This is a genomic window from Anaerovirgula multivorans (genome assembly GCF_900188145.1).
GTDB lineage: Bacteria > Bacillota > Clostridia > Peptostreptococcales > Natronincolaceae > Anaerovirgula > Anaerovirgula multivorans.
Genome location: NZ_FZOJ01000005.1, coordinates 102,959 through 126,554 on the forward strand (window position 1 = coordinate 102,959; position 23,596 = coordinate 126,554).

The 23,596-nt window shown below is 34.2% G+C and carries 22 protein-coding genes and 1 pseudogene; 20 read left to right on the top strand and 3 right to left on the bottom strand.

Annotated elements, in window-relative coordinates; translation table 11 throughout:
• Positions 1-112: 112 nt before the first annotated feature.
• The 10 genes from CHB72_RS06780 to CHB72_RS28225 all read left to right on the top strand — a co-directional run bounded on the left by CHB72_RS06780 (position 113) and on the right by CHB72_RS28225 (position 9,021).
• On the top strand, positions 113-1,183 hold the full coding sequence (locus tag CHB72_RS06780) for a TRAP transporter substrate-binding protein (protein ID WP_089282127.1): 1,071 nt from the start codon (positions 113-115) through the stop codon (positions 1,181-1,183).
• Positions 1,184-1,339: 156 nt separating this feature from the next.
• Positions 1,340-1,873, top strand: coding sequence for a TRAP transporter small permease (locus CHB72_RS06785; RefSeq protein ID WP_089282128.1), 534 nt, complete (start codon positions 1,340-1,342; stop codon positions 1,871-1,873).
• A complete protein-coding gene (locus CHB72_RS06790) occupies positions 1,863-3,155 on the top strand; it encodes a TRAP transporter large permease (RefSeq protein ID WP_089282129.1) in 1,293 nt (430 codons plus the stop codon). Before CHB72_RS06785 ends, CHB72_RS06790 begins: the two co-directional genes overlap by 11 nt.
• A gap of 8 nt (positions 3,156-3,163) precedes the next feature.
• Positions 3,164-3,634, top strand: a complete 471-nt coding sequence (locus tag CHB72_RS06795) for a YcxB family protein (RefSeq protein WP_089282248.1) — start codon at positions 3,164-3,166, stop codon at positions 3,632-3,634.
• Positions 3,635-3,696: 62 nt separating this feature from the next.
• The gene (gene uxuA / locus CHB72_RS06800) at positions 3,697-4,767 is read left to right on the top strand and encodes a mannonate dehydratase (protein WP_089282130.1); all 1,071 of its coding nucleotides are present in this window, start codon (positions 3,697-3,699) and stop codon (positions 4,765-4,767) included.
• Positions 4,768-4,911: 144 nt separating this feature from the next.
• Entirely contained in the window at positions 4,912-5,646 is a 735-nt protein-coding gene (locus tag CHB72_RS06805; protein WP_089282131.1) for a mannitol dehydrogenase family protein, read from the top strand.
• 331 nt (positions 5,647-5,977) lie between these two features.
• A complete protein-coding gene (locus tag CHB72_RS06810) occupies positions 5,978-6,316 on the top strand; it encodes a cupin domain-containing protein (protein WP_089282132.1) in 339 nt (112 codons plus the stop codon).
• 64 nt (positions 6,317-6,380) lie between these two features.
• On the top strand, positions 6,381-7,598 hold the full coding sequence (locus CHB72_RS06815; protein WP_089282133.1) for an MFS transporter: 1,218 nt from the start codon (positions 6,381-6,383) through the stop codon (positions 7,596-7,598).
• Positions 7,599-7,757: 159 nt separating this feature from the next.
• Positions 7,758-8,759: a 3-dehydro-L-gulonate 2-dehydrogenase gene (yiaK, locus tag CHB72_RS06820; RefSeq protein WP_089282134.1), complete on the top strand. Its 1,002-nt coding sequence runs from the start codon at positions 7,758-7,760 to the stop codon at positions 8,757-8,759.
• A gap of 115 nt (positions 8,760-8,874) precedes the next feature.
• Positions 8,875-9,021, top strand: a complete 147-nt coding sequence (locus CHB72_RS28225) for a HepT-like ribonuclease domain-containing protein (protein WP_141131333.1) — start codon at positions 8,875-8,877, stop codon at positions 9,019-9,021.
• 100 nt (positions 9,022-9,121) lie between these two features.
• On the opposite strand, the pseudogene CHB72_RS06825 reads toward CHB72_RS28225, so the two are convergent.
• Positions 9,122-9,391 (bottom strand): annotated as a pseudogene (locus tag CHB72_RS06825) (transposase); the annotation flags it as partial.
• Between the two features lie 269 nt (positions 9,392-9,660).
• Here CHB72_RS06825 and CHB72_RS06830 point away from each other — a divergent pair.
• Positions 9,661-9,999 (top strand): cupin domain-containing protein, encoded by a 339-nt coding sequence (locus tag CHB72_RS06830; RefSeq protein ID WP_089282136.1) that lies wholly within the window; start codon positions 9,661-9,663, stop codon positions 9,997-9,999.
• A 93-nt stretch (positions 10,000-10,092) separates the two neighbouring features.
• Here CHB72_RS06830 and CHB72_RS06835 read toward each other — a convergent pair whose 3' ends face one another.
• Positions 10,093-10,773: a Crp/Fnr family transcriptional regulator gene (locus tag CHB72_RS06835; RefSeq protein ID WP_089282137.1), complete on the bottom strand. Its 681-nt coding sequence runs from the start codon at positions 10,771-10,773 to the stop codon at positions 10,093-10,095.
• Positions 10,774-11,176: 403 nt separating this feature from the next.
• On the opposite strand from CHB72_RS06835, the gene CHB72_RS06840 reads away from it, so the two are divergent.
• From CHB72_RS06840 to CHB72_RS06870, 7 genes are all read left to right on the top strand, one after another.
• Positions 11,177-15,229: an acyl-CoA dehydratase activase gene (locus tag CHB72_RS06840; RefSeq protein WP_089282138.1), complete on the top strand. Its 4,053-nt coding sequence runs from the start codon at positions 11,177-11,179 to the stop codon at positions 15,227-15,229.
• A 1-nt stretch (position 15,230) separates the two neighbouring features.
• Entirely contained in the window at positions 15,231-15,947 is a 717-nt protein-coding gene (locus CHB72_RS06845; protein WP_242975060.1) for an ABC transporter ATP-binding protein, read from the top strand.
• 32 nt (positions 15,948-15,979) lie between these two features.
• On the top strand, positions 15,980-17,002 hold the full coding sequence (locus CHB72_RS06850) for an ABC transporter substrate-binding protein (RefSeq protein ID WP_089282139.1): 1,023 nt from the start codon (positions 15,980-15,982) through the stop codon (positions 17,000-17,002).
• Complete coding sequence (locus CHB72_RS06855) at positions 16,977-17,729, top strand: ABC transporter permease (protein WP_089282140.1); 753 nt, start codon at positions 16,977-16,979, stop codon at positions 17,727-17,729. Before CHB72_RS06850 ends, CHB72_RS06855 begins: the two co-directional genes overlap by 26 nt.
• A 300-nt stretch (positions 17,730-18,029) precedes the next feature.
• Positions 18,030-18,473, top strand: a complete 444-nt coding sequence (locus tag CHB72_RS06860) for an NUDIX domain-containing protein (RefSeq protein WP_176431240.1) — start codon at positions 18,030-18,032, stop codon at positions 18,471-18,473.
• A gap of 35 nt (positions 18,474-18,508) precedes the next feature.
• Positions 18,509-19,060 carry a GNAT family N-acetyltransferase gene (locus CHB72_RS06865; protein WP_089282141.1) on the top strand — a complete coding sequence of 184 codons (552 nt, stop codon included), beginning with the start codon at positions 18,509-18,511 and terminating at the stop codon, positions 19,058-19,060.
• Positions 19,061-19,157: 97 nt separating this feature from the next.
• Complete coding sequence (locus tag CHB72_RS06870; RefSeq protein WP_330396987.1) at positions 19,158-20,255, top strand: NAD(P)/FAD-dependent oxidoreductase; 1,098 nt, start codon at positions 19,158-19,160, stop codon at positions 20,253-20,255.
• A gap of 518 nt (positions 20,256-20,773) precedes the next feature.
• On the opposite strand, the gene CHB72_RS06875 is transcribed toward CHB72_RS06870, so the two are convergent.
• Positions 20,774-21,556 carry a sugar phosphate isomerase/epimerase family protein gene (locus CHB72_RS06875; RefSeq protein WP_176431241.1) on the bottom strand — a complete coding sequence of 261 codons (783 nt, stop codon included), beginning with the start codon at positions 21,554-21,556 and terminating at the stop codon, positions 20,774-20,776.
• Positions 21,557-21,811: 255 nt separating this feature from the next.
• On the opposite strand from CHB72_RS06875, the gene CHB72_RS06880 reads away from it, so the two are divergent.
• Positions 21,812-22,717 carry an ABC transporter ATP-binding protein gene (locus CHB72_RS06880; RefSeq protein WP_089282143.1) on the top strand — a complete coding sequence of 302 codons (906 nt, stop codon included), beginning with the start codon at positions 21,812-21,814 and terminating at the stop codon, positions 22,715-22,717.
• A 9-nt stretch (positions 22,718-22,726) separates the two neighbouring features.
• Positions 22,727-23,512, top strand: coding sequence for an ABC transporter permease (locus CHB72_RS06885; RefSeq protein WP_089282144.1), 786 nt, complete (start codon positions 22,727-22,729; stop codon positions 23,510-23,512).
• Positions 23,513-23,596: the final 84 nt, after the last annotated feature.

The following is a 23,596-nucleotide window of genomic DNA, read 5'->3' on the forward strand; positions in this document are numbered from 1 at the left end:
ATTAGCGGCATTTATGTAGAAATTTTCTAGATGTAGGTGCTGATTTAAGGAAAAGGTTTTTTAGGAACTTTCTACAATGCAAATATTAAGTAAAAAAATAGGAGGGGACAAAATGAAAAAAAGTTTTAAGGTATTATCATTAAGTCTTGTACTAGTGTTAATTGTTACAGCATTGGCAGGTTGTGGTGTAAAATCACCAACAGAACCATCACCAACAGAACCATCGGCAACAGAACCGACTCAAGAACAAACAAATCAAGAAGCACCGGAGATTACTCTTATATATGCAGAAGTTAATCCACTTGATACTATAGTCGGTCAAACAGGTCTTGTTTTTAAAGAAAAAGTTGAAGAACTTTCAGGTGGAAAGATTAAGATTGATATTGCGGCAAGCGGCGTTTTAGGATCAGAAAATGATGTGCTTGATACAATGCTTGGTGGTGGCGGAACAATTGATATGTCCCGTATCTCAGCCTTTGCTCTTACAAGCTACGGCGGAGAAAAGTCAAAACTGCTTTCTGTTCCTTTTACATTTGTAAACCGTGAGCATTTTTGGAATTTTGCTACATCTGACTTAGCTCCTGAATTCCTTCAAGAGCCACACGAAAAAGGTACTGGTATTAGAGGTTTATTCTATGGGGAAGAAGGTTTCCGTCATTTCTTTACAGTTAACCCAATTAGTGGGATGGAAGATTTAAGAGGTATGAAACTAAGAGTATCAAATGATCCTATTATGAATGGGATGGTAGAAGGACTTGGTGCTTCACCTACAGTTGTAGCTTTCGGTGAACTTTATTCTGCACTTCAAACAGGTGTAGTTGATGGTGCTGAACAGCCTATCGCTAACTACAAATCAAATGCGTTCCCAGAAGTTGCACCAAACTTAATTCTTAATGGGCATACACTTGGGGCAATCCAAGTAGTTATTACAGATGAAGCTTGGGATAAACTTACAGCAGAACAGCAAGATATTCTTATGGAAGCTGGTAGATATGCATCAGAATTTAATAGAAGGATTTCTGAGGAAGCTGAAAATAAAGTGCTAGAAGAGTTAAAAGCAGAAGGTGTTAATGTTGTAGAAGTTAACGATATTACACCATGGCAGGAAGCAGTTAAAGATGTCATTGCTTCTGCTACAGCAAATAATGCTGAACTTTATCAAAAAATTGTTGACATGCAATAATATTCACAAAAGATTGGCTAGAAGCATAATATAAATTGTTTAATTTGAATAATTTTCAAAAGACACAGAGGTATATTATAACCTTTGTGTCTAAATTTTTAATAAGAATGACCGAGTATTTTAAAGAAAAACTTTAGTTATAGGGGGAGGTAAGGTATGCCAAACATTTTTAATACAATAGACAAGATAAAACCTGCATATGATATGACTTATAAGATAGTTCTTTTCTTATGCAAGTTACTTTTAATAGTAGATATTCTCATTACCACTATGGCAGTGGCCGGTCGATACATTTCTTTTATTCCAGATCCAGCATGGAGTGAAGAAGTGGTTTTAACTTGCATGGCATATATGGCAGTTCTGTCAGCGGCTTTAGCCATTAGAAGAAAGGCACATATTCGTATGACAGCATTTGACAAGTATTTGCCTAAAAAAGTGATAATCGCTTTGGATATTCTTTCGGATGCTGCTGTTTTAGCACTTGGAGTGATTATGATGGTAGTAGGTTGGAGATATGCAGTGTTGCTTGGTTCAAGAGGATCCTATGTAAGTATGCCAAGTGTTTCTAGATTCTGGATGTATTTTCCGGTTCCCCTAGCAGGTATAGCTATGGTGATTTTCGAAATAGACACTATATACAATCATATTAAAGGAATTTTTCTAAAAGAGGAGGTATACAATGAGTGCTGAGACTATGGCAATACTGATTTTACTAGGAAGTTTTTTTATCATGATATTTTTAAGATTTCCTATTGCTTATGCAGTGGCTCTATCGTCTGTGTTCACTCTTTTGTACCAAGGACTTCCACTTAGTACCATTGCTCAGCAGATGGTAAAGGGGATTAGTTCTTTCAGCCTTATGGCAGTACCTTTCTTTATTACGATGGGGGTTCTTATGGGATCAGGAGGAATCTCTGAAAAGCTGATTGCCCTGGCGAGGGCCTGTGTAGGCTGGATGCGAGGAGGTATGGCGATGGTTAATATCGTTGCGTCCTATTTCTTTGGAGGTATCTCTGGTTCTGCATCTGCAGATACTGCATCTCTTGGTAGTATTTTAATCCCTATGATGGTAGAACAAGGCTACGATGATGACTTTTCAACGGCTGTTACCATTACTTCATCTGTTGAAGGACTTTTGGTTCCGCCAAGTCATAACATGGTTATTTATGCCACTACTGCAGGTGGTATCTCAGTTGGAGGCCTTTTCCTTGCAGGCTATGTACCGGCGGCAATACTGGCAGTATCCTTGATGATAGGCTCCTATATTATTTCTGTTAGGAGAAACTATCCAAAGGGCGAGAAATTCAGCATGATGAATTTGTTAAAACAATTTTTCGTTTCATTTTGGGCTCTTGCAGCCGTTCTAATCGTTGTAGTAGGTGTAGTTGGTGGTATTTTTACAGCTACAGAATCAGCAGCTATTGCGGTTATTTACAGTTTGATCGTTAGTGTATTTATTTATAAAGGTCTTGATTGGAAGGGTGTTTGGAAAGTGCTTGAAACGTGTATAGATACACTTTCTATCGTGCTCATTCTGATTGCAACTTCTAGTATTTTTGGATTTCTTCTGACACGATTGGGTGTTCCTAGGTTAGCAGCAAATGCAATTATAGGTCTTACAGATAATCCAATTCTTTTAGCACTACTTTTAAACCTTATTCTTTTGGTTCTTGGATGTATTATGGATATGGCTCCAATCATACTGATTGCTACCCAAATCTTGCTGCCAATAGCAACTTCAATTGGCATTAGTCCTATTCAGTTTGGTATTATGATTGTTTTAAACTGTGGTATAGGTCTTTTAACGCCACCCGTTGGTGCCGTATTATTTATTGGTTCTGCAGTTGGTAAAGTATCAATGGAGCGGGTTGTAAGAGCCACATTACCATTTTATGTATGTATGATTATTACCCTTTTATTGATTACCTTTGTCCCCGGAGTTAGTTTATGGCTTCCATCCTTATTTAGGTAATGAGAGATATGAAATATAAATTCAATTATCAAACAACAGCTTTTGATATTTGGCAGTTATCCATGTACGGTATTTATGGTTCAATGGTAGGGGTATGTAATATTATATTTACTGTTGCGATGTTATTGTTGACAGCAAAATTTTGGGGTTATGTAAATAGCTTTATGAGAATGCTTCTAATAATTGGAATTTGTTTATTTACAGTTATTCAACCTGCAGTCGTTTATATGCGAGGAAAAAGACAGGTAGCAGCGATTCCACATGATATGGAGATAGGCTTTGATGATAATGGAATTCATGTAAAAACTGAAAAACAAAGTTCAGATTTAAAATGGAATACCATAAAAGGAGTGTCAAAAAAACCGAGTATGATTGTTATATTCTCAACGGATAAACATGGTTTTATACTAACGAATAGAGTGCTAGGAAAACAAAAAGAAGCTTTTCATGACTATGTATTTTCAAAGATTCAAAAATAAATATAATGAGTCATACTACCATGCTAATATATGAATATGAAAATAGAGAGGAGTCTATAAGAATGAAAATGACATTAAGATGGTTCGGAAGCCAATATGATACCGTAACCTTAGAGCAAATAAGACAAATTCCTGGCTGTGTAGGTGTTATTACAACGCTTTATGATACTAAGCCTGGAGAGATATGGAGTAGAGAAGCGATCAGAGCCATGAAGGAAGAAATAGAAGCAGCAGGGCTTGAATTGAGTGGTATTGAGAGTGTAAATATACATGATGATATTAAAATTGGTCTTCCTACAAGGGGGCAATATATTGCAAATTATATCAAAACTCTGGAAAATCTTGGTGAAGAAGGAATCGATTTAGTATGCTATAATTTCATGCCTGTATTTGACTGGACAAGATCTGACCTTGCGAAAGAAAGACCTGATGGATCTACAGTCCTTTCTTATGATCAGGAACTTGTCGATAAGATTGATCCTGCAAAACTGTTTGAAGAAATGGATGCCAATTCTGGTGGGTTTATTCTGCCTGGCTGGGAACCAGATAGGCTTGCAAGGGTAAAAGAACTATTTGAAATATATAAAGAAGTAGATGAAGAAAAGCTATTCCAAAATCTTGTATATTTCTTAAAGGCGATTATGCCAACCTGCGAAAAATATGGAATCAAAATGGCCATTCATATGGATGATCCGGCATGGTCTGTATTTGGTTTACCAAGAATTATAAATAATAAGGAAAATATTCAGAGGTTATTAGATGCGGTTCCTGTAATGAATAATGGTCTTACATTATGTACAGGTTCTTTAGGCTCAAACCCTCACAATGATATTCCAGATATGATAAGAAGCTTCAAGGGAAGAATTCACTTTGGCCATGTAAGAAACCTTATCCATCTTGCACCGGGTAAGTTTGACGAAGCAGCTCATCTATCTTTTGATGGATCTTTAGATATGTTCGAAATTATGAAAGCATTTTATGATATCGGTATGACTGGACCTATTAGACCTGACCACGGAAGGATGCTTTGGGGCGAAAAGGCGATGCCTGGTTATGGTTTATATGATAGAGCTTTAGGTGCAACCTACCTAAATGGATTATGGGAAGCAATAGAGAAGTCAGCTAAAAAATAATCTAAAGTATATCAATCTATAGCTATTTAATAAAAAATTTATCAGACATCTTTATCTTATGGGGTGTCTGATAGTACTATATGTATGAATATTAGTTATGGATTTAATGGATAAGTATAAAACTAGAAAAAGAGGTGAACTAAAATGAAGTTAAATTTAAAGAATTTAAACGATGGGAAGGTGTGGCAAAATTCAGAATTTAAGCTTCCTAAATTTAATATTGAGCAAGTTAAAGCAAATACCAAGGCTAACCCTATCTGGATTCATTTTGGTGCAGGCAATATCTTTAGAGCATTTATAGCAAATGTCCAGCAAAATATTTTAAATGAGGGTAAGAATGATAAGGGGATCATCGTAGCAGAGGGATTTGACTATGAAATCATAGAAAAGATCAATAAGCTTCATGATAACCTAAGTGTGCTTGTTACCTTAAAGTCAGATGGAAACATAGAGAAGACGGTTGTAGCTAGTATTGTAGAATCCTTGATTGTAGATGCACAGAATGAAGAAAACTGGTATAGGTTAAAAGAGGTTTTTGTCAATCCAAGTTTGCAAATGGCAAGCTTCACAATCACAGAAAAGGGATACAGTTTAAATGATGCCAAGGGAGAATATTTCCCTGCGGTAGTTGAAGATTTTAATAATGCTCCGCAAAGTCCAGACCCGCTTCTCAGAGAGGTAGTACCTTATGTTACAACTATTGCTCTTGGGGATAAGGGACCATTCCATGACAAGCTTAAACCTATCTTATCAAATGCAACCATATTTGGTGTAAATCTTTATGATGCAGGCATAGGAGAAAAAGTTGAAGGATATTTTACAGAATTGGTATCGAAAAAGGGTGCAGTTAGAGAAACACTAAAAAAATATGTTCATTAAATAGATTCCTTCCTTTTTCTCATCATACCTTACATACGTCAGTTTGATCTTGAAACACTTCTAATGCCATTATGATTCTATCCCCATCAAAATATACATAATTATTTAATCTTATCTTTTTACCATTAACAATATATTTCATATTTCTATGTACAAAGTAAGGAAGCAGAATTTCAACCCTTGGGGGTACATAAATGCAGCTTTGAGGAAATATAAATTAGGTGATAATTTTAATACAAACTTGATGTTTTCCGTGGGGATATAAAGTGAAGTATCGTTTAGCACACACTGCTTGATAAGATACTATTTTTTTCCGAGAGGAGTAATAATCATGAATGAGCCTTTTGTTTTTGCAGAAGATTGTAATTTTGAAACAGTGTCAGAAGGGGTAAAAAGAAAAATATTAGCATACGGAGATCAGCTTATGGCTGTTGAAGTACACTTTGACAAAGACGCTGTGGGAACTTTACATAGTCATCCTCATACGCAGCTTTCCTATGTTTTGGAGGGTGAGTTTGAGTTTGAAATTAACGGAATTAAAAAAATCGTAAAGAAGGGTGATACTTTATATAAGATGCCTAACCTTGTGCACGGTTGTAAATGCACTAAAAAGGGGATACTTTTGGATATGTTTACTCCCTATAGGGAGGATTTTATAAATAATAAATAATTCAGGTTGTTGTGCTATAATTACTAGGATTGTCATCTATGTTTAAATAGGAGAATTAAGGAATATGAAAAATCAATGGTTTTACACACAGCTTAACAAAGATGAAAGATATATTTTGAATTGTTGCTTTTTCGTTTTTGCAGTCAATGGTTTATATTCTATGATTTTAGGTTCACTGCTTCCTTTAATTAGTGTTGAATATGAATTGAACAATACAGTAAGTGGCGGATTAATCTCTGCCCACCAGGCAGGTAATTTAATTGCTGGATTTATCGCAGGCATATTACCTCTATATTTAGGTAGAAAAAAATCAATTATATTTTTATGTAGCTTTGTTGTGATGGGATTTTCAATCATGATTCTAACAGGTAATCCAGTTCTATTGATTTTAGGGTTTTTATTTACAGGTTTAAGCCGTGGTAGTATTTCTAATTTTAATAACACAATTGTAAATGAGATATCCAATAGTAGTCCAGCTGCTCTTAATATTTTACATAGTATTTTTGCTGTGGGTGCTTTAACTTCTCCATTTTTAGTTATTCTATCTACAAACATTTCTGGGGAACTGGGTTGGAAAATAGCTGCCGGCTTTATTATTATTCTTGCTATTATTTCTATGCTTCTTTTCTCAAGGATGAAAATAGGTAACACTGGGAAAAAGAGTGAAAAAGTAAAGATGTCTTATGAATTTTTGAAGAACAAGGATTTTTGCATCAGTGCTGGAATTTTGTTTTTTTATTTGTGTGCAGAAGCAACTATTAATGGGTGGATGGTTAAATATTTCATTGATTCAAGTATTATGACCATAGAATATGCCCAAATGCTTGCTTCTCTATTATGGGTAGTTATTCTTGCTGGTAGATTAACCTGTGCATTTTGGGGAGATAGAATATCTAAGAAAGTGCTTTTGTTAATAACTAGCTGTGGTACCGCTGCTTTTTATTTATTATTACTTTCTACAAATAACTTAAAGGTAATTACCATTGCGATAATGGGATTAGGATTTTCTATGGCAGGTATTTATCCTACAACAATTTCTACAGTTGGAAATATCATTAAGTCTTATCCTATGGCGATGGGGGTCTTGTTAATGCTAGGAGGTATTGGTGCTATTATCATGCCAATTATAACCGGGGCATTATCAGATGCTTTTGGTATTTTTGCTGGTATGAGTGCTATTGTAGGTGCGATTGTTTTAATGATCATATGTGTAATTTTAAACGTATCAAGGCTAAAAATGCAGTTAAAAGTGAATGGGAATAAAGAATTTGAAAATATTTAGAAAGTTGATTATATCTTTCTTAAGATTATGCAAAAATACGTAATGTTCCAAAATGGTATGATGCAGATTGTGAAGAACTACTATAAGAAATAATAACTGAACACTAAGGTAAGAGAATTTATTCTATTAATAAAAACTGGAACTATAGGAGGGTTATTAATGAGGGTATCTTATGATGAACTGAAAAGTGAAATTAAAAGAGTTCTTATAAGTAGAGGATTTGAAGCAGAAGCTGCGGAGATTGGAGCCTCCATAATTGCAGACAACAGCCGTGATGGAGTATATTCCCATGGCTTAAATAGGTTTCCTGTTATTGTAAAATCTATAGATGAAGGTATGATTAAGCCCGATAGACATCCAGTAATGTTGAATGGTGCCGGAGCACTTGAACAATGGGACGGACAGCTAGGCTTTGGTCCAATAAATGCGTGTATTGCCATGGATAGAGCTATTGAATTGGCCAAACAATACGGTTTAGGATGTGTTGCTCTTAAAAACACTAATCACTGGCTTCGTGGAGGTACCTATGGATTGAGGGCTGCCGATGCAGGGTGTATCGGTATTTGCATGACAAATACATTCCCAAATATGCCACCATGGGGTGGTACTGAAAAGCGTATAGGAAATAATCCCTTTATTATATCTATTCCACATAAAAGTGGAGGGCACGTGGTATTGGACATGGCTCAGTCTCAGTTTTCCTTTGGAAAACTGCAGACATACTCCCTTGCTGAAAAGAAGCTGCCGGTTATGGGAGGCTATAATAAAGATGGAAATCTTACTGACGACCCCAATGCTATATTAGATGGTGGTGAAGTTCTTCCTACAGGTTATTGGAAGGGATCTGGACTTTCTATAGCCATTGATATGGTAGTTGCAGCACTATCAGTTGGCAAATCTACCTATGATCTAAGGATGAACAAAAATGATGCAGGCATTTCACAGGTATTTATCGCTATAAATCCCATAGTATATGCCGGTGAAGATTATGCTGATGCCTATATAGAAGACATGACTGAGTATATTAAGACATCAGCAAAGAAGGTAAGTGTTACCGATATCCTTTATCCTGGAGAAAGAGCTTTCCGAGAACGGGTAGCGAATATGAGAGAAGATATTCCCGTAAACGAGGAAATGTGGGAAACATTGTTGAAGCTATAACGAGAGACACGTAGTACATATGTGGTTTGTCGATATACATGAACAAAGCAGGCTACTAAAACTTGGTAGCTTGTTTTACATTCTATAAACAAATATACACAGCAAATAAAACAATATGGGAATATTTGTTTATTTACCCACTAAGCAAAGCTATATAAAAGAAGGAAAAAGTAAGTTTATGGAATCTACTTTAATTCAGGATGCGGTAATTAGAAAGTTAGAAATTATTGGAGAAGCTACTAAAAAGATATCAATAAACTGAATATATCTAGTCTATATGCTAGGAAAAACATCCTTAGATATAAGCTCTACCCCTGTGAATGAAGGACGTAATACAAAATATATGATTTGCAATAAAGGTTTTACATTTGAACACAAAGACGATCTATAATCCTTTGAGACGCTTGGTTAATAGAATGTATAAAGTTCCTTACAGCTATTTTTATTTTTCTAGCATTAGGATAGAAAACATTATTTATTATCTCGGATTTCATCCACCCCCACAAGCCTTCAATAAGATTAAGTTTTGAGCTATAAGGTGGTAAAAAAACTAGTTGCAATCTATCCTTTTGTTCTTCTAGAAATGGTTCAAGTAGCTTTGTATGGTGAATTCTAGCATTATCTAGTACCATATAGCTTACATAATACAATGAAATGGTTTGAGTTTTCAATGGATATTTTTACCGTGTAACAAGTTTATTGCAATCTATATATAAGAAAGATAGCTAAAGCATTAGGTATAAATAGAAATATTGTGTAGAAAATAAAACAAGTCCCAAATATCTTCTTCTCAACTTTAAATTGAAATAAAAAAACAAATATGTGACGCCGGTTACAGAAAAGATATTGGATAAATGATATTGTAGTATATGAAATAAATAATTATATAAGGAGGATTTTTATGGAACAATTCATTAAAAACATAGAATTTTCTAAAACACTGGAAATGGAATCTCTAGTTGCCTATCAAGAAGGGCAGGTAATTAGTAGAACACTGGCTCAAGGAAAAAATGTAAGCTTAACATTATTTGCTTTTGATAAAGGAGAAGAGATAAGCTCCCATTCTTCTCAAGGAGATGCAATGGTTTATTTACTTGATGGAGAAGCAGAAATCACCATAGGAGAAGAGGTCTTTCATGTAAAAAAGGGAGAGACGATTGTCATGCCGGCGGGCATTCCTCATGCACTACTGGCAAAAGAGCAGTTTAAAATGTTTTTAGTCGTAGTTTTTAAACCCTAGAGGATATTTAGAAAATAGTATAGACGCTATAGGAAACAGCTAGAGATTAGGTAAAACCAAACCTCTAGCTGTTTCTATTTTGATTTTTTTCGTTCAATGAGAACAAATCTGCTCTAGTTTTTCAAGACTATGTATTTCAATCTTTCTTTTTACAAAAGATATAATTCCCTTTGTCTGTAGATTTTTAAGCTCTCTTGATAGGGTAGGCCTTGATACGTTCAAGTGCTCTGCCAAGGATTTTTTCGTGAACTCTAATTTTATTGTAAGGCTCTTTTGTTTCCTCTGTTCCATAATTAAAAAGTAAGCTATCTTAGCGGGAACAGAGTTTAAAGAGAGGATATCTATGGTTTTATTGAGGGCTAAAACCCGATTAGATACAGCTTTTAAAAAATTGGCCATGATGCTTTGGTCTTTGGAAAACAGTTGTAAAAGATTACTTTTATTAATTAAGAAAATTTGACTATTTTCACAGGCTGATATAGTAGAAGGATAATGGTTAATATCTGCAAATAAAGATGCGTCTGCAATCAAGTCATATGGGAACCTTCTATTAACTGTAAGTACTTTACCAGATGCAAATATCTTTTGAACTTCTATACATCCATCTAAGATAATTCCTAAAGTATCAGTAAAATCATGAGGGGAAAAAACCACCTCATTTTTTTTGTATAATCTTATAGTATAAGTAATATCAGATAACAGCTCTTCAATTTCATCCTTGGATAAGTGCTTAAATAAAACACAATGATTAAGAAACCTTATGCTACTACTCATAATTCTACCCCCTATAAAAAAAATCCCAAATAAACAAAAATTGTATGAAAGTGTATCGAGAGATACTTTTTTATTTGAAATTTAAGTATATAATCTAGCTATAGTATAAATGAAAATGATTATCAAAGTCAATCACGTTTTTTAAAAATAGAAATAGAATTCTCTATAGATAACCAATTCCAGAATTTAATAAAAATACATGTTGCTACGATTGGTGTTATTCTGAGCATAGCGAAGAATTTTGATCAATAGTAAAGAAAGATTCTTCATTTCGTAAGATTCTTCGTTATTATTCAGGATGACAGATACAAAAAGTTTGCAATCTATTTTTATTAAACGCTATGGTCGGTCATTATAATTTAAATTATGTTGATTGTAGATTGTGGTAAAAGGAGGTCTTGCTTTGTATAGTTTAGGTATGGACATAGGATACGCTTCTATAAAGTTTGTATTAATCAATAGGAGCTGGGAAATTGTCGATAGCGCGTATATATTACATAAAGGAAGAATTAAAGAGGAAATAGACCAGTATATAAAGACAGCGATAGGGAAATACGGGGAAAAAAATATAACCAATGCTGCTGCAACAGGTCAAGGAAGTAAATTTCTTTCAACAGACCAAAGATTAACATGGATCAATGAGGTGACTTCTTTAGTAGAAGGAAGTAGACACCTCTATCCTAATATAAATTCTATTGTAGAAATCGGAGGACAAAGTGCAAAATACATCACCAACATAGGTGAATCTCATAAGTCGAATATAAAAATATCTATCAATTCAAACTGCTCAGCAGGCACAGGTTCTTTTATAGAAGAACAGGTATCAAGATTAGGAATTAAACTTGAAGATTATTCTAAGTATACGGAAAGAGCTACTTTTGTCCCTAGAATAGCTGGTAGATGTAGTGTATTTGCTAAAACAGATATCATCCATCATCAGCAGGAAGGAACCGATGCAAAAGATATATTGCTTGGTCTGGCCCATGCTCTAGTGAAGAATTATAGGGCAAATGTTGTGAAGAAACACCCCATAATGAAGCCAGTGTTATTTACAGGAGGTGTTGCTTATAACCAAGCAATCTTCGAGGTCTTAAAAGATATACTGAAACTAAAAGAGAATGAGATGATAATACCTGAAGACTGTGGAAACATGGGAGCATTAGGGGCAGCAATGATAGCCAGCAAAGAAAACTTGTCTGTTGATTTATCGAAACTACAAAACATCATTCAAAAGTCTGACACAAAAATCAACTTAATAGAGGATAGGGTGATCCTCCCTTCGCTAGGCAAGTATGGGAAAAATGATAGTCTTGATAAACATAACTGTAAGGTAGTGGAGGCAAATTCAAAAGTAAGTGGCTATATTGGTCTTGATGTAGGTTCTACCAGTATAAATGTCGTGCTTATGGATCAGGAGGATAATATTATTGCATTTAAGTATCTAAGAACCTTAGGTGATCCTATAAAAGCAGTTAAAAAAGGACTTTTGGGAATAAGGGAGGATGTTGGAAAAGATATACGGGTTCTTGGAGTAGGTGCTACTGGCTCTGGAAGATATATGACAGGAAAATTTGTAGGTGTTGATGTCATCATAGACGAAATAACAGCTCAAGCTAAAGCGGCACAGTCTATTGATAAAGAGGTAGATACCATCATTGAAATAGGGGGGCAGGATTCTAAATTCATAAAATTAGAAAATGGCGTTGTTACAGATTTTGAGATGAATAAAATTTGTGCGGCAGGAACCGGATCCTTTATAGAAGAACAGGCGAAGAAACTCAAAATACCTATAAGTGAATTTGGAGACTTAGCCTTAAGCTCACAAAATCCCATAGATTTAGGAGATCGATGTACAGTATTTATCGAAACCAATATTGCTGCAAGCCTTAGTAAAGAAGCGAAGCTTGAGGATATCGCATCGGGACTATCTTATTCCATCGTAAAGAATTATTTAAACAAAGTAGTGGGGAAAAAACAAATAGGTGAGAAAGTATTTTTTCAAGGAGGTGTAGCTCACAACCAAGGGGTTATCAATGCCTTTAGAGCCATTCTGGGAGATAAGTTGGTAGTGCCTAAATTTTTCAGCATCACAGGGGCTTATGGAGTTGCAATCTTGGCAAAAGAGGAAATGAAGGAATCTGCTTCTCTGTTTAAAGGATTTGATTTAGAAGGTAGTGTTGATTTTAAAGAAGCTGGAAAGAAAGATATTAAAGGAGAAAATAAGAAAACAAAAGTATATGAAGAAATTGAGAAGCATTATTTAAAGGGCTATGAAGGATTGGTAGATCCAAAGAAAAAAACGGTTGGGATTCCAAGGGTACTTTTCCTACATAAATTATTCCCTATGTTTAATACTTTTTTTAGAGAATTAGGCTTTAACACCTTATTATCAGATGTAAGCAGTGAAAAAACAGTAGCATTAAGCCAAGAGTTTACAATGGAGGAAACCTGTTACCCCATCAAGCTGATCAATGGACATATAGCTGAGTTAATAGAAAAAGAAGTTGACTATGTATTTTTACCTAGTCTTTACACCATGGCGCATCCCGTATCAATAACAAGACAAAATTATGGTTGTGTCTATATGCAATGTGTTCCTAAGCTCATCAACAAAACCATGGAATTAGAAAAAAGAGGCATTGAATTACTAGCTCCAAAGCTATCCTTTGAGTTTGGGAAAAAATATATGATGAAAACACTAATGGAGCTCGGAGGAAAATTAAAGAGAAACCCAGTTCAAACAGCTTTAGCTATAACAAAAAGCATGAAAAGCTTAAAGGGCTTTGAAAAGAAAGTAGAGGAATTAGGGCAAGAGACCATAAAAAAGCTAAAGAAAGATGAAAAAGCTTTTGTGATCGTTACAAGAGCCTATGGAGTGGCGGATCCTATATTAAACATGGGAATACCAGAAAAACTAGAAAAACTAGGGCATAAGGTCTTAACGCTTTCTAATCTGCCAGCTCATGATCATGATACTTCAAAGGAACATCCTAACATGTATTGGCCATTTGGGCAACATATATTATCGGGAGCACAAATTATTAGACAGCATCCTAATCTATATCCAATCTATATAACTAATCATGGCTGTGGTCCAGATACTGTATTGTCCCATTACTTTAAGGAAGAAATGCAAGGTAAGCCCTATTTAAATATAGAGGTGGATGAGCATGCTTCAAGTGTTGGTGTATTAACTAGAATTGAAGCCTTTATAAATAGTCTTAAGGCAGAAAGGATAAAGGAGAGTGAGACCTTAGAACTCAAATATTATTCTGATAAGGTGAAGCATAAAACTACAAATATAAAACCAAGGTTAGATGAAATAGATAAAAACACAGTAGTATATCTGCCCTATATCTATCCTTATGCCCATTTTGCGGCTGCTTATCTAGAAAGCAAGGGTTTTAAAGCTAAGGTATTGCCTATGACAACCCAAAAGACATTAGATATTGGAAGAAAACATACCATGTCGAAGGAATATCTTTCTTTAACAGCACTTGTCGGAGATGTATTGAATAAAGCCCAAGAACTAGAAGGATCAGATGAGCACTTTGGATTTCTTATTCCCACATCAGAGGGTTCAGAAGCAGGAGGGCAGTATTACAGATTACTGAGAGATAAATTAGATAGAGAGGGGCTGAATAAAGTAGAGATAATAGCTCCCTTCATAGAGGATCTAATCAAAGATGGGACGGTCGCTGAAGATCTATTCCTCATGCTTTTAGGGGGAGATATCATCAATCTAGCACCTAAGAAGAAAAGAGATGACTACTTTGAAGAAGTTCAAAGGCTTATCATAAAAAAACAGTTGTCTATAGATAGTTTAAAAAATATGGCAAAAGAAATCAATAAAGGGATGGAAAAGAACAAGAGCTCAAAGAGAATATTCCTATTGGGGGAGGTACCTATACTATTCAATGATTTTATGAACAACAATATCTTCAAATCTATCGAGGATGAAGGGATAGAGTTAATGTATACCCCTTTAAGTGAATATATGTGGTTTATATGGAGGGATTATCTATCACAAAAGAATAATAAAAAAGAGATCTTAGCTCATAAAGCCTTAATGAAATTCTTAGGATATATAGAGACTATCTCAGAAATCTTTACAAGGGAAAATCCCTTTGAAAAGCATTTAGAAGAACTCCTAGAGAGCGCGGATAAATATTTAGGATTTTATTCAGGAGGAAATGGCAGGTATAGAAAAGCTAAAATCTTAGGAGAACTGGCTTATGTTAAAGGTATAATAACTGTTTCTTCCATGTATGAAAACACCAATACGATTTTAAATGTTTTATCAGAAGAAGAAAATAGCACTTCTATGCTGCCAATTTTAAATATGACCTTTGATGGCAATGAGAATGAAATTGACAAAACAAAAATTGATTCCTTCATCTATTATGGACTTCAAGGCAGTAAAGTTATTGAATCAGATAAGAAAAGGGGGGCTTAACTTGCAACTGGAGGCAATATGTAAAAATTATGATGAAATAAAGGTTTTGAAGAATTTAAACTTAACCATCAAGGATAAGGAAATCATATGTATATTAGGCCCTTCAGGCTGTGGGAAATCTACCTTGCTTAATATTCTGGCAGGAACCCTAAAGCCTGATGCTGGAAGGATAGAGGGAAAGAAAGAGAAAGTAGGCTATGTATTTCAAGAGGATAGACTACTTCCGTGGAAAACGGTCCATGAAAATATCAAATTAGTAAATAAAAAGGCCTCCAATGTAAAGATAAAAGAATTAATTGATCGTGTTGGTCTAAAGGGTTTTGAAGATAAATATCCCTCTCAACTAAGTGGAGGAATGAGGCAGCGGTGTTCCATAGCAAGGGCTTTTAACTTTCAGTCAGAAATGCTATTGATGGATGAACCCTTCAAATCTTTAGACTATGATCTTAGGATCAAAATGGTAAAAAGTTTAATAGACATATGGCAGCAATGGAATAATTCCATAGTATTTGTCACTCATGAAATCGATGAAGCTTTGTTATTGGGGAATAAAATTGCTGTTCTTTCTAAAAATCCCTGCACAGTAGAAACAATCCTTACTATAAATACATCTCAAAACCTCAGAAGGCTAGAAGACAGAGAACTCATTGATACGAGAACAAAGTTAATAAGGATGCTTTCAAAAGAAAATGATTCAAGAGCATACAAAAGTGCTTAATAAATAATTTGAAATAAAAGGAGCATGTAATCTTGAAAAAAATAATCAGCATGATTTTGATTTTGAGTTTTGCCTTTGTAATATTTTCTGGTTGCAATTCGAATACAGCCCAAACAGAGGAAACCAATGTAGAAGAGACTCCTCAAGAGTCGGAAGTGGTAGAAGTCATAGATATCAATGTAGCGGCACCTTCAGGAGCGCCTACCCTCAGCATGATAAAAATGTTTAAAGAAGAGCCATTTTTTGGAAAGAATGTAAATATAAACTATGAATCGGTAAAATCTCCAGATTTGATGGCATCAAGAATCATATCAGGAGAAATTGATATCGCAGTGATACCTACAAATCTAGCAGCTACATTGTATAATAGAGGAGTAGATTACAAACTAGTATCGTCTAATGTATGGGGTGTGCTTTATGTTGTTGGGAATGAGGAGAAGGATAGCTGGGAAGCTTTAAGGGGCAAAGAAATATACACAATGGGAAGAGGACTTACCCCAGATATCCTTTTTAGATATCTTTTATCTAGTAATGGTATCGATCCAGAGACAGATGTAACATTAACCTATATGGGGGAAACAACAGAGCTTGCATCAGCATTTATAGCTGGAAAGAGTAGTATATCTATTATTCCGGAACCAGCTCTTTCTAATGTAATGATAAAAAAAGAAGATACTAAAATCTTGTTTGACCTACAAGAGGAATGGAGTAAATTAAATCAAGGAAATTCCAGTTATCCTCAAGCCTCCTTAATTATAAAAAATGATATCATTGAAAATCATCCAGATTTGGTAGAAATGTTTTTACAGGAATATGAGAACAGCATTGACTGGCTAAGTGACAATGCTAATACAGCAGGAGAATATAGTGAAGAACTACAAACCGGACTTTCAAAGACAGCCGTCATACAAGGACTAGATAGGAGCAACATTAAATATGTTGATGCAAAAAACGCAAAGGAAGATATTGATACCTATTTAAAAGTGTTATTTGAATATTCACCAGAAGTAATAGGAGGGAAACTTCCAGATGAAGATTTCTATCTTCAAAAATAAAAATTTCAAAGAATTTCTTTATACCCTTTTATCGATCATCATCCTAGTAATATGTTGGAAGGTCCTGTCTATTGTAGTAGATAAAGAAATCTTAGTACCTTCCCCCGAAGGTACTCTCATAGAAATTATACGTATTATTCAATCTCCTAACTTTGTGTTATCCGTTACAAACACATTAATAAGAGCTCTATCAGGATTTATGATAGCTTTAGCAGCAGGAATTTTTCTAGGGATGCTTGGGGGCTTTTTTAAGCCTATGTATTATCTTCTGAGACCCTTAGTATTAATCAACAAAGCAGTACCAACGATGGCGATGATATTACTTGCCCTTATATGGTTAGAATCAGAAAAAGCTCCTATATTAGTAGGCTTTGTAGTGATTTTCCCCGTCATTTATGAAAATGTAGTAGAGGGCATAAGAAATGTTGATGAGAAATTAGTGGAAATGATGAAGATATATGAAATTGGCAAATTAGACAGGCTAAAAGATCTGTATATTCCCTCAATAAAATCCTATCTTTATGGAGGGATGATTGCGGCTATGGGATTAAACTTAAAAATAATTATAGCGGCAGAGGTTCTTAGCCAACCGAAAATATCCATGGGTACAAGCTTTCAGATAGAAAAAGCAAATCTAAATACAGCAGGGGTATTTGCATGGTCGCTAATAACTATAGTTATCGCAGGGGTTTTAGAGCAAACACTTAAAGTTGCAAAAAAAGACTAGAATCCTTCATATATAGGAGGAAATCTCTAGAAGGGCTACCTTTCAATGGTTTAAACAACCGTTGAAAGGTAGCCGTTTTGTTGTTTAAGGAAAATGGAGAGGGTACGAATCATCTAATGAAGGCCTTTAGTTTTGAGTTATTTACTATCATTGACATACGATATTGAAATAATACTTCCAGTAAGAGAGTATTTTCTTTTTGAAAAATGTGTAATAAAGTAGAGGAATTTACAATAATTTGAAGAAATTATTTAAAAGGCAAATATTATTTAAGTAATACCCTGAAAGGAGTAAATATATATGATAGAAGATATTGATAATATTCATCCAGGAGTTGCAATAATTATTTTTGATAAAGATAAGAAAGTATTATTACAAAAGCGGGCAGATGTAGGGCTTTGGGGAATTCCATCTGGACATGTAGAACCAGGAGAAAGTGTAACGGAGGCTGCTATTAGAGAAGTAAAAGAAGAGACAGGATTAAGTATCTGTATTACTAGGTTGATTGGTGTTTATTCAGACCCAAAGTCTCAAGTTTTTAAGTATCCTAATGGAATTACAACACACTTTATAACTACATATTTTGAAGGAGAAGTAATAGAAGGAGATATAAATTGCTCTTCAAATGAAACGCTTGAGTTACGTTATTTTGAAATAGATGAGCTGCCAACTGATATTTTATCAATGCATCCTCAATGGCTAGAGGATGCTCTCTGTCAACAAGAAAGAGCTTTTATTCGTTAAAATGCTTAAGATATATAAATAAGGGGGGCTAACAATTGAAATTACTAAAGAAAATAGATGGTTACGAATTTATTGTAGAAAAAGGATTTCATATTAGATATTTGGAACCTATACTACAAAATATGCTTTGGAAAATAAGAAATGATTGGGATGACTATAATGAATTATTTCATTGTTGTTGTCTTATGGAAAGCATTTGCAGAACACTTGATACTTGGATAGATACACACTTTATTAAGAAAAATGAGAGTATAGTTGGAGTTGTTCTAATTGAAGGTGGGAAAATAGATTTTAATAAATACTTAAAGATAAACGGCAATTTACAAAAGGGAAATAATGCAATGTTGAATTATTTTCATATTATGCCTGAAGCTCGAGGAAATGGTGAAAGATGGTTAAGAGAAGTTATTATACCTTACTATAAAGAAAAAGGCATAGATAATATTTATCTTAAGTCAAGTCACATAAGATCTTTTTCACTTTACCAGAGATTAGGAACTGAAGTAGGTCAATATAGTACGAAAAGTGATAATCATCTATATAACAGAGGGGGAAAAATATTTAAAATACGAACTGAAAATTTTTAATTAAACCTTTATCAGAGCAGGATGATAGGGTCAATTGACTTGTATGATGTTGCTGGATATCAGTATTAAAGTACGAAGTAAGAGGAGGAGTATCATATTGAACAATAAAGATAATATTGTTAGGAAAAAAAATACATATCAAAGAGGAGAATACGGAATGTATGATGTGATTGTAATAGGTGCTGGTCCAGCGGGAAGTAGTGCCGCTAAACAATTAGCCAGCAATGGATATAAAGTTCTGTTAGTTGAAAAGATGAAAATGCCGAGAGAGAAATCTTGTTCAGGTATTTTGATTAAAAAATCAATGGATTTAGTACAACATTATTTCGGCGAAGAAACGCCCCAATTCGTTCAATGTACCCCTTCTGATAACAGGGGCATGATATTTACAAATGATAAGGGGAAAGAATACCGCTTTGAGCAAGAAGGCTTGAACATCTGGAGAAGCTCCTTTGACCATTGGCTTGCTACAAAAGCAGAGGAAGCAGGTGCGGAAGTATGTCAAGCAACATTCGCACTTTCTTGTGAAGAAAAAGATGATTGTGTAGTAGTGCAGCTCAAAAATGATAAAGCATATTATGAAACTGCAAAAGTTGTTATTGTCTGTGATGGGGCTGTTAGCGCACTCAAGCGCAAATTGTTAGGTACGCCGAAAAATTACATTACCACCTATCAGACGTTTTGCAAAGGTGCGATAGATTTAGATTATCACTATTTTTATGCGTATTTACAGCCCCAACTTTCCGAATATGACGCATGGTTTAATGTGAAAGATGATTATTTAATTTTCGGTGTTGCTGTGAAAGATCCAAGTACTATTGAGCATTATTATTCTGAATTTCTATCTTATATGTCTACACAACACAATGTGAGAATTGATAAGCAGATAAAAACTGAACAATGGATTATGCCACATATCATGCCTGGGTGCCCTATTGATTTTGGTAAAGGTAGAGTTTTATTTGCGGGTGAAACAGCAGGATTTCTTAATCCTATGGGAGAGGGTATTTCCAGCGGATTAGAAAGTGGATATGCGGCAGCACAAGCGATTTTGCAGACATATAATAAAGATTTACTGGATGAACAAGCTCTACTTGTCGTTTATCAAGAGCATACAGCAGCGTTGCAAAATTATATGATAAGGCAATGGCGGTTTGTTTCAAGCATTTCATCTACTTTTGTACATATGAAATAGTGTTAGGTGAATGAACATAATCATCAGCTCCATATACAACGTAATATTTATATAAAGCTCAATAGTGGTGAAAAGATTATATCAGGTGCGACGTTTGTCGCCCTTCTTTTGGACTTATGGTTTGAAAAACTAGTAAAGAAGAAGTGTAAAGGCGATGCGTTAGGTTGATAATGATTGAATAGAATTGATGTTAAGAAATTAGGTGTATGTACTACTTTTACTTAGAAATAATGAACTTGCTATGTAGTAAATGAATTTGTAATTTATATATATTGATGTAGAAACCATTTAGTAGATATTCAATGGATGATTTGTCACAACAGTAGTACATTTTATGTTAAAGAAAGGGTATTCCAATATGCCTGAAAGGGAGATCATATGAGAAAGATATCTTTTATTCTAATATGTTTATTAAGTACTATAATTATTATTTCTGGATACCGAGCAGGTTCCATGACCCTTCATCTAATGATGAACACATTGAAGGTATAGATGTTCTTTTAACTATAGATGAAATGTTACCTGTTGCACATGAAATGCTCCAATTGTTTTAAATTTTGCCTTTGTATATTGATTTCTCCAAAAATCTCACAAATTAAAAGAGAATCATACCTAATTTCTCTAAGTTTTCTAAAAAAGTTTTTAAAATCAATAGATCCCTCTCCCAAAGGTAAATGTTGATCTTGGGCTCCATGATTATCATGAAGATGAATATAACGAAGACGCTGTCCATAGTATTCCACCCATGTAGTTATGTCACTTTTGCCTAGAGCATAGGCATGTCCTGTATCTAAACAAGCCCCTAAATAAGGGGAATTTACCGCATCAATGATATTTTTAATAAGCGATCCATCTTTATTATGTATATTCTCAATAACAGCTGTAATTTTTAGGGTTTCAAATTCTTTAATGAACTCCTCCCAAAATATAATATTTTGTTGCAGCAGATAATCCTCATAGCCATTATATTCTTTTATAGGTTCATAATCAGAATGTAAAATTACATATTTTGCATTTAAATTTTTAGCTACTGACAATACCTGACGATAGCGCTGCATACACACATCTCGAATCAAAGGATCAAAGCTGGTAGGATGCAAATCAATATATGGTCCATGTACTGATAAAATCCCTTTGTAATTTTTAAGCATAGTGTTGTACTTGTTGACCAAAGCATGGCGGTTTTTACCTAAATTATCAGGCATAACAAAATCTTGAATTTCCAAGCATTGATATTCATTACGATAAAAATTAGGATTTTTACTGAATTTTTCTAAATATATGCCTGTACCAACCTTCATAGCTATTCTCCTATTTTTTCTTTTTAGATTAACATATATTCCCTTGCATGTCAAAATTTTTGAAGGAGAAGTTTTTTTGAAAGTGGTTATCTTTCTATGGTTTAGAAAATCATTGAAAAGGTAACCTTTTGTCATTCAGTGTTTCTTTATTATTTCCACATGAACGCATTTAAGAGTTTAATTTGTTGATTATAGTGGTATAGTTTTAAAGAAGAAGAAATCAAGATAAGTATCATCATTACAAGGAGGACAGGAATGTTAAAAATAAATAATGTGTCAAAAACCTATTTAAAAAATCAAAAAGAGGCTTTAAAAAATATCAATTTAAATATAACAAAGGGAGAATTTACAGCACTATTAGGTCAAAATGGAGCAGGAAAAACCACTTTGATCAATATACTAGCAGGGAATGTGAAAAAGACCCATGGCGAAGTAAAAATAGGAGGTTATGATTTAGAAAAGCAGGAATTAGAAACCAAGAAAATCATTGGCATCGTTCCCCAGGAAATATCCTACGATCCCGCCTTTACAGTGGAGGAGCTTTTAAAAAAACAGTCGGGTTATTTTGGCTTGAAAAATAACAATGAATATATTGATGAGCTATTGGAGTCCTTAGCATTAAAGGATAAGAAGAAAGCTTATGGCAGAGAACTTTCTGGAGGAATGAAAAGGAGGCTGTTGATAGTAAAAGCCCTTGTTCATAAACCAGAAATTCTTATTTTAGATGAACCTACCGCGGGTGTAGATATAGAGCTAAGACATACGATGTATGAATTTCTAAGAAAATTACACAAATCAGGGATGACTATTATATTGACCACCCATTATATAGAAGAAGCAGAAAAACTATGTAAACGGGTTATTGTAATAAATAATGGCTCCATTATTGCAGATGAGCCAAAGGATAAGTTGTTGAAGGATTTTTCTAAAGAAATAAAAGTTGAAATTGATTTCGATTGGGAAGTAAATATAGCTGATTTCGAGTTTTTAAGTGAATATCATCCTAAAATAAAGGATAAAAGAAAAGTTTCCCTGAAAATTGACAAAAATGATTTGACAAAGATATTAGAGATGATCATGCAAAAGAATATGAAATTTGTAGATTTAAATATAGAAAAACAAAAGTTAGAAGACGTATATTTACAGTTAATCAGACGTTAGGAGGATTCTATGAATAAAAGTTTAATATTTTACAATAAAATTGGTTTCATGACTTTACTCAAAAGGGAAATTCATAGATTTATGAAGGTTTCTGTTCAGACGATTCTTGCTCCATTGCTTTCAAATATATTATATTTAGGTATTTTTGGAGGAATGCTGCAAACCAGGGAAGTGGGTATTGAAGGGATAAATTATCTTTACTTTCTTGTCCCAGGTCTAACTACCATGGGGGCAATTCTTTCTGCCTTCCAAAATCCTGCATTTTCTATCATTGCACAAAAGTTTCAGAATACCGTGCAGGACTTGAACAGTTATCCTATTTCTGACATGGAAAAGTCTTTGGCATTTATTCTGGGTGGAACATTTAGAGGACTATTGGTAGGTTCATTAACCTATTTAGCTACAACCTTTTTCGTAGGATATACAATACAGTATCCTTTATTTTTCTTTATTTCTCTGGCTATAACATCCTTTATTTTTTCATCAGTAGGATTGATTTCAGGACTTTTACTAGATAGCTTTGAAAAAATGAATTTTGTGTTGGCTCTTATTATTACACCATTAACTTATTTAGGAGGAGTATTTTTTGAAATTTCAAAGTTACCTGGAATTTTATCAAAGATTAGATATATTAATCCCATCTATCCACTCGTCAATATTACTCGATACACCTATATAGGGGTTTATGAGGGAAATTTATTATTGCAGCTGCTGACAGCTGTTATCTTCCTCATTGGATTTTTCTTAGCTGCAGTTTATATATTCAAAAAAGGGTTTGGAATTAAGATAGATTAATTGTAGAATATAAAGGAAGATAATTTAGAAATGCTATTTAGAATGAGTGGGAGAGTATGGTTTGATTCTTGAATTACGTTGTGA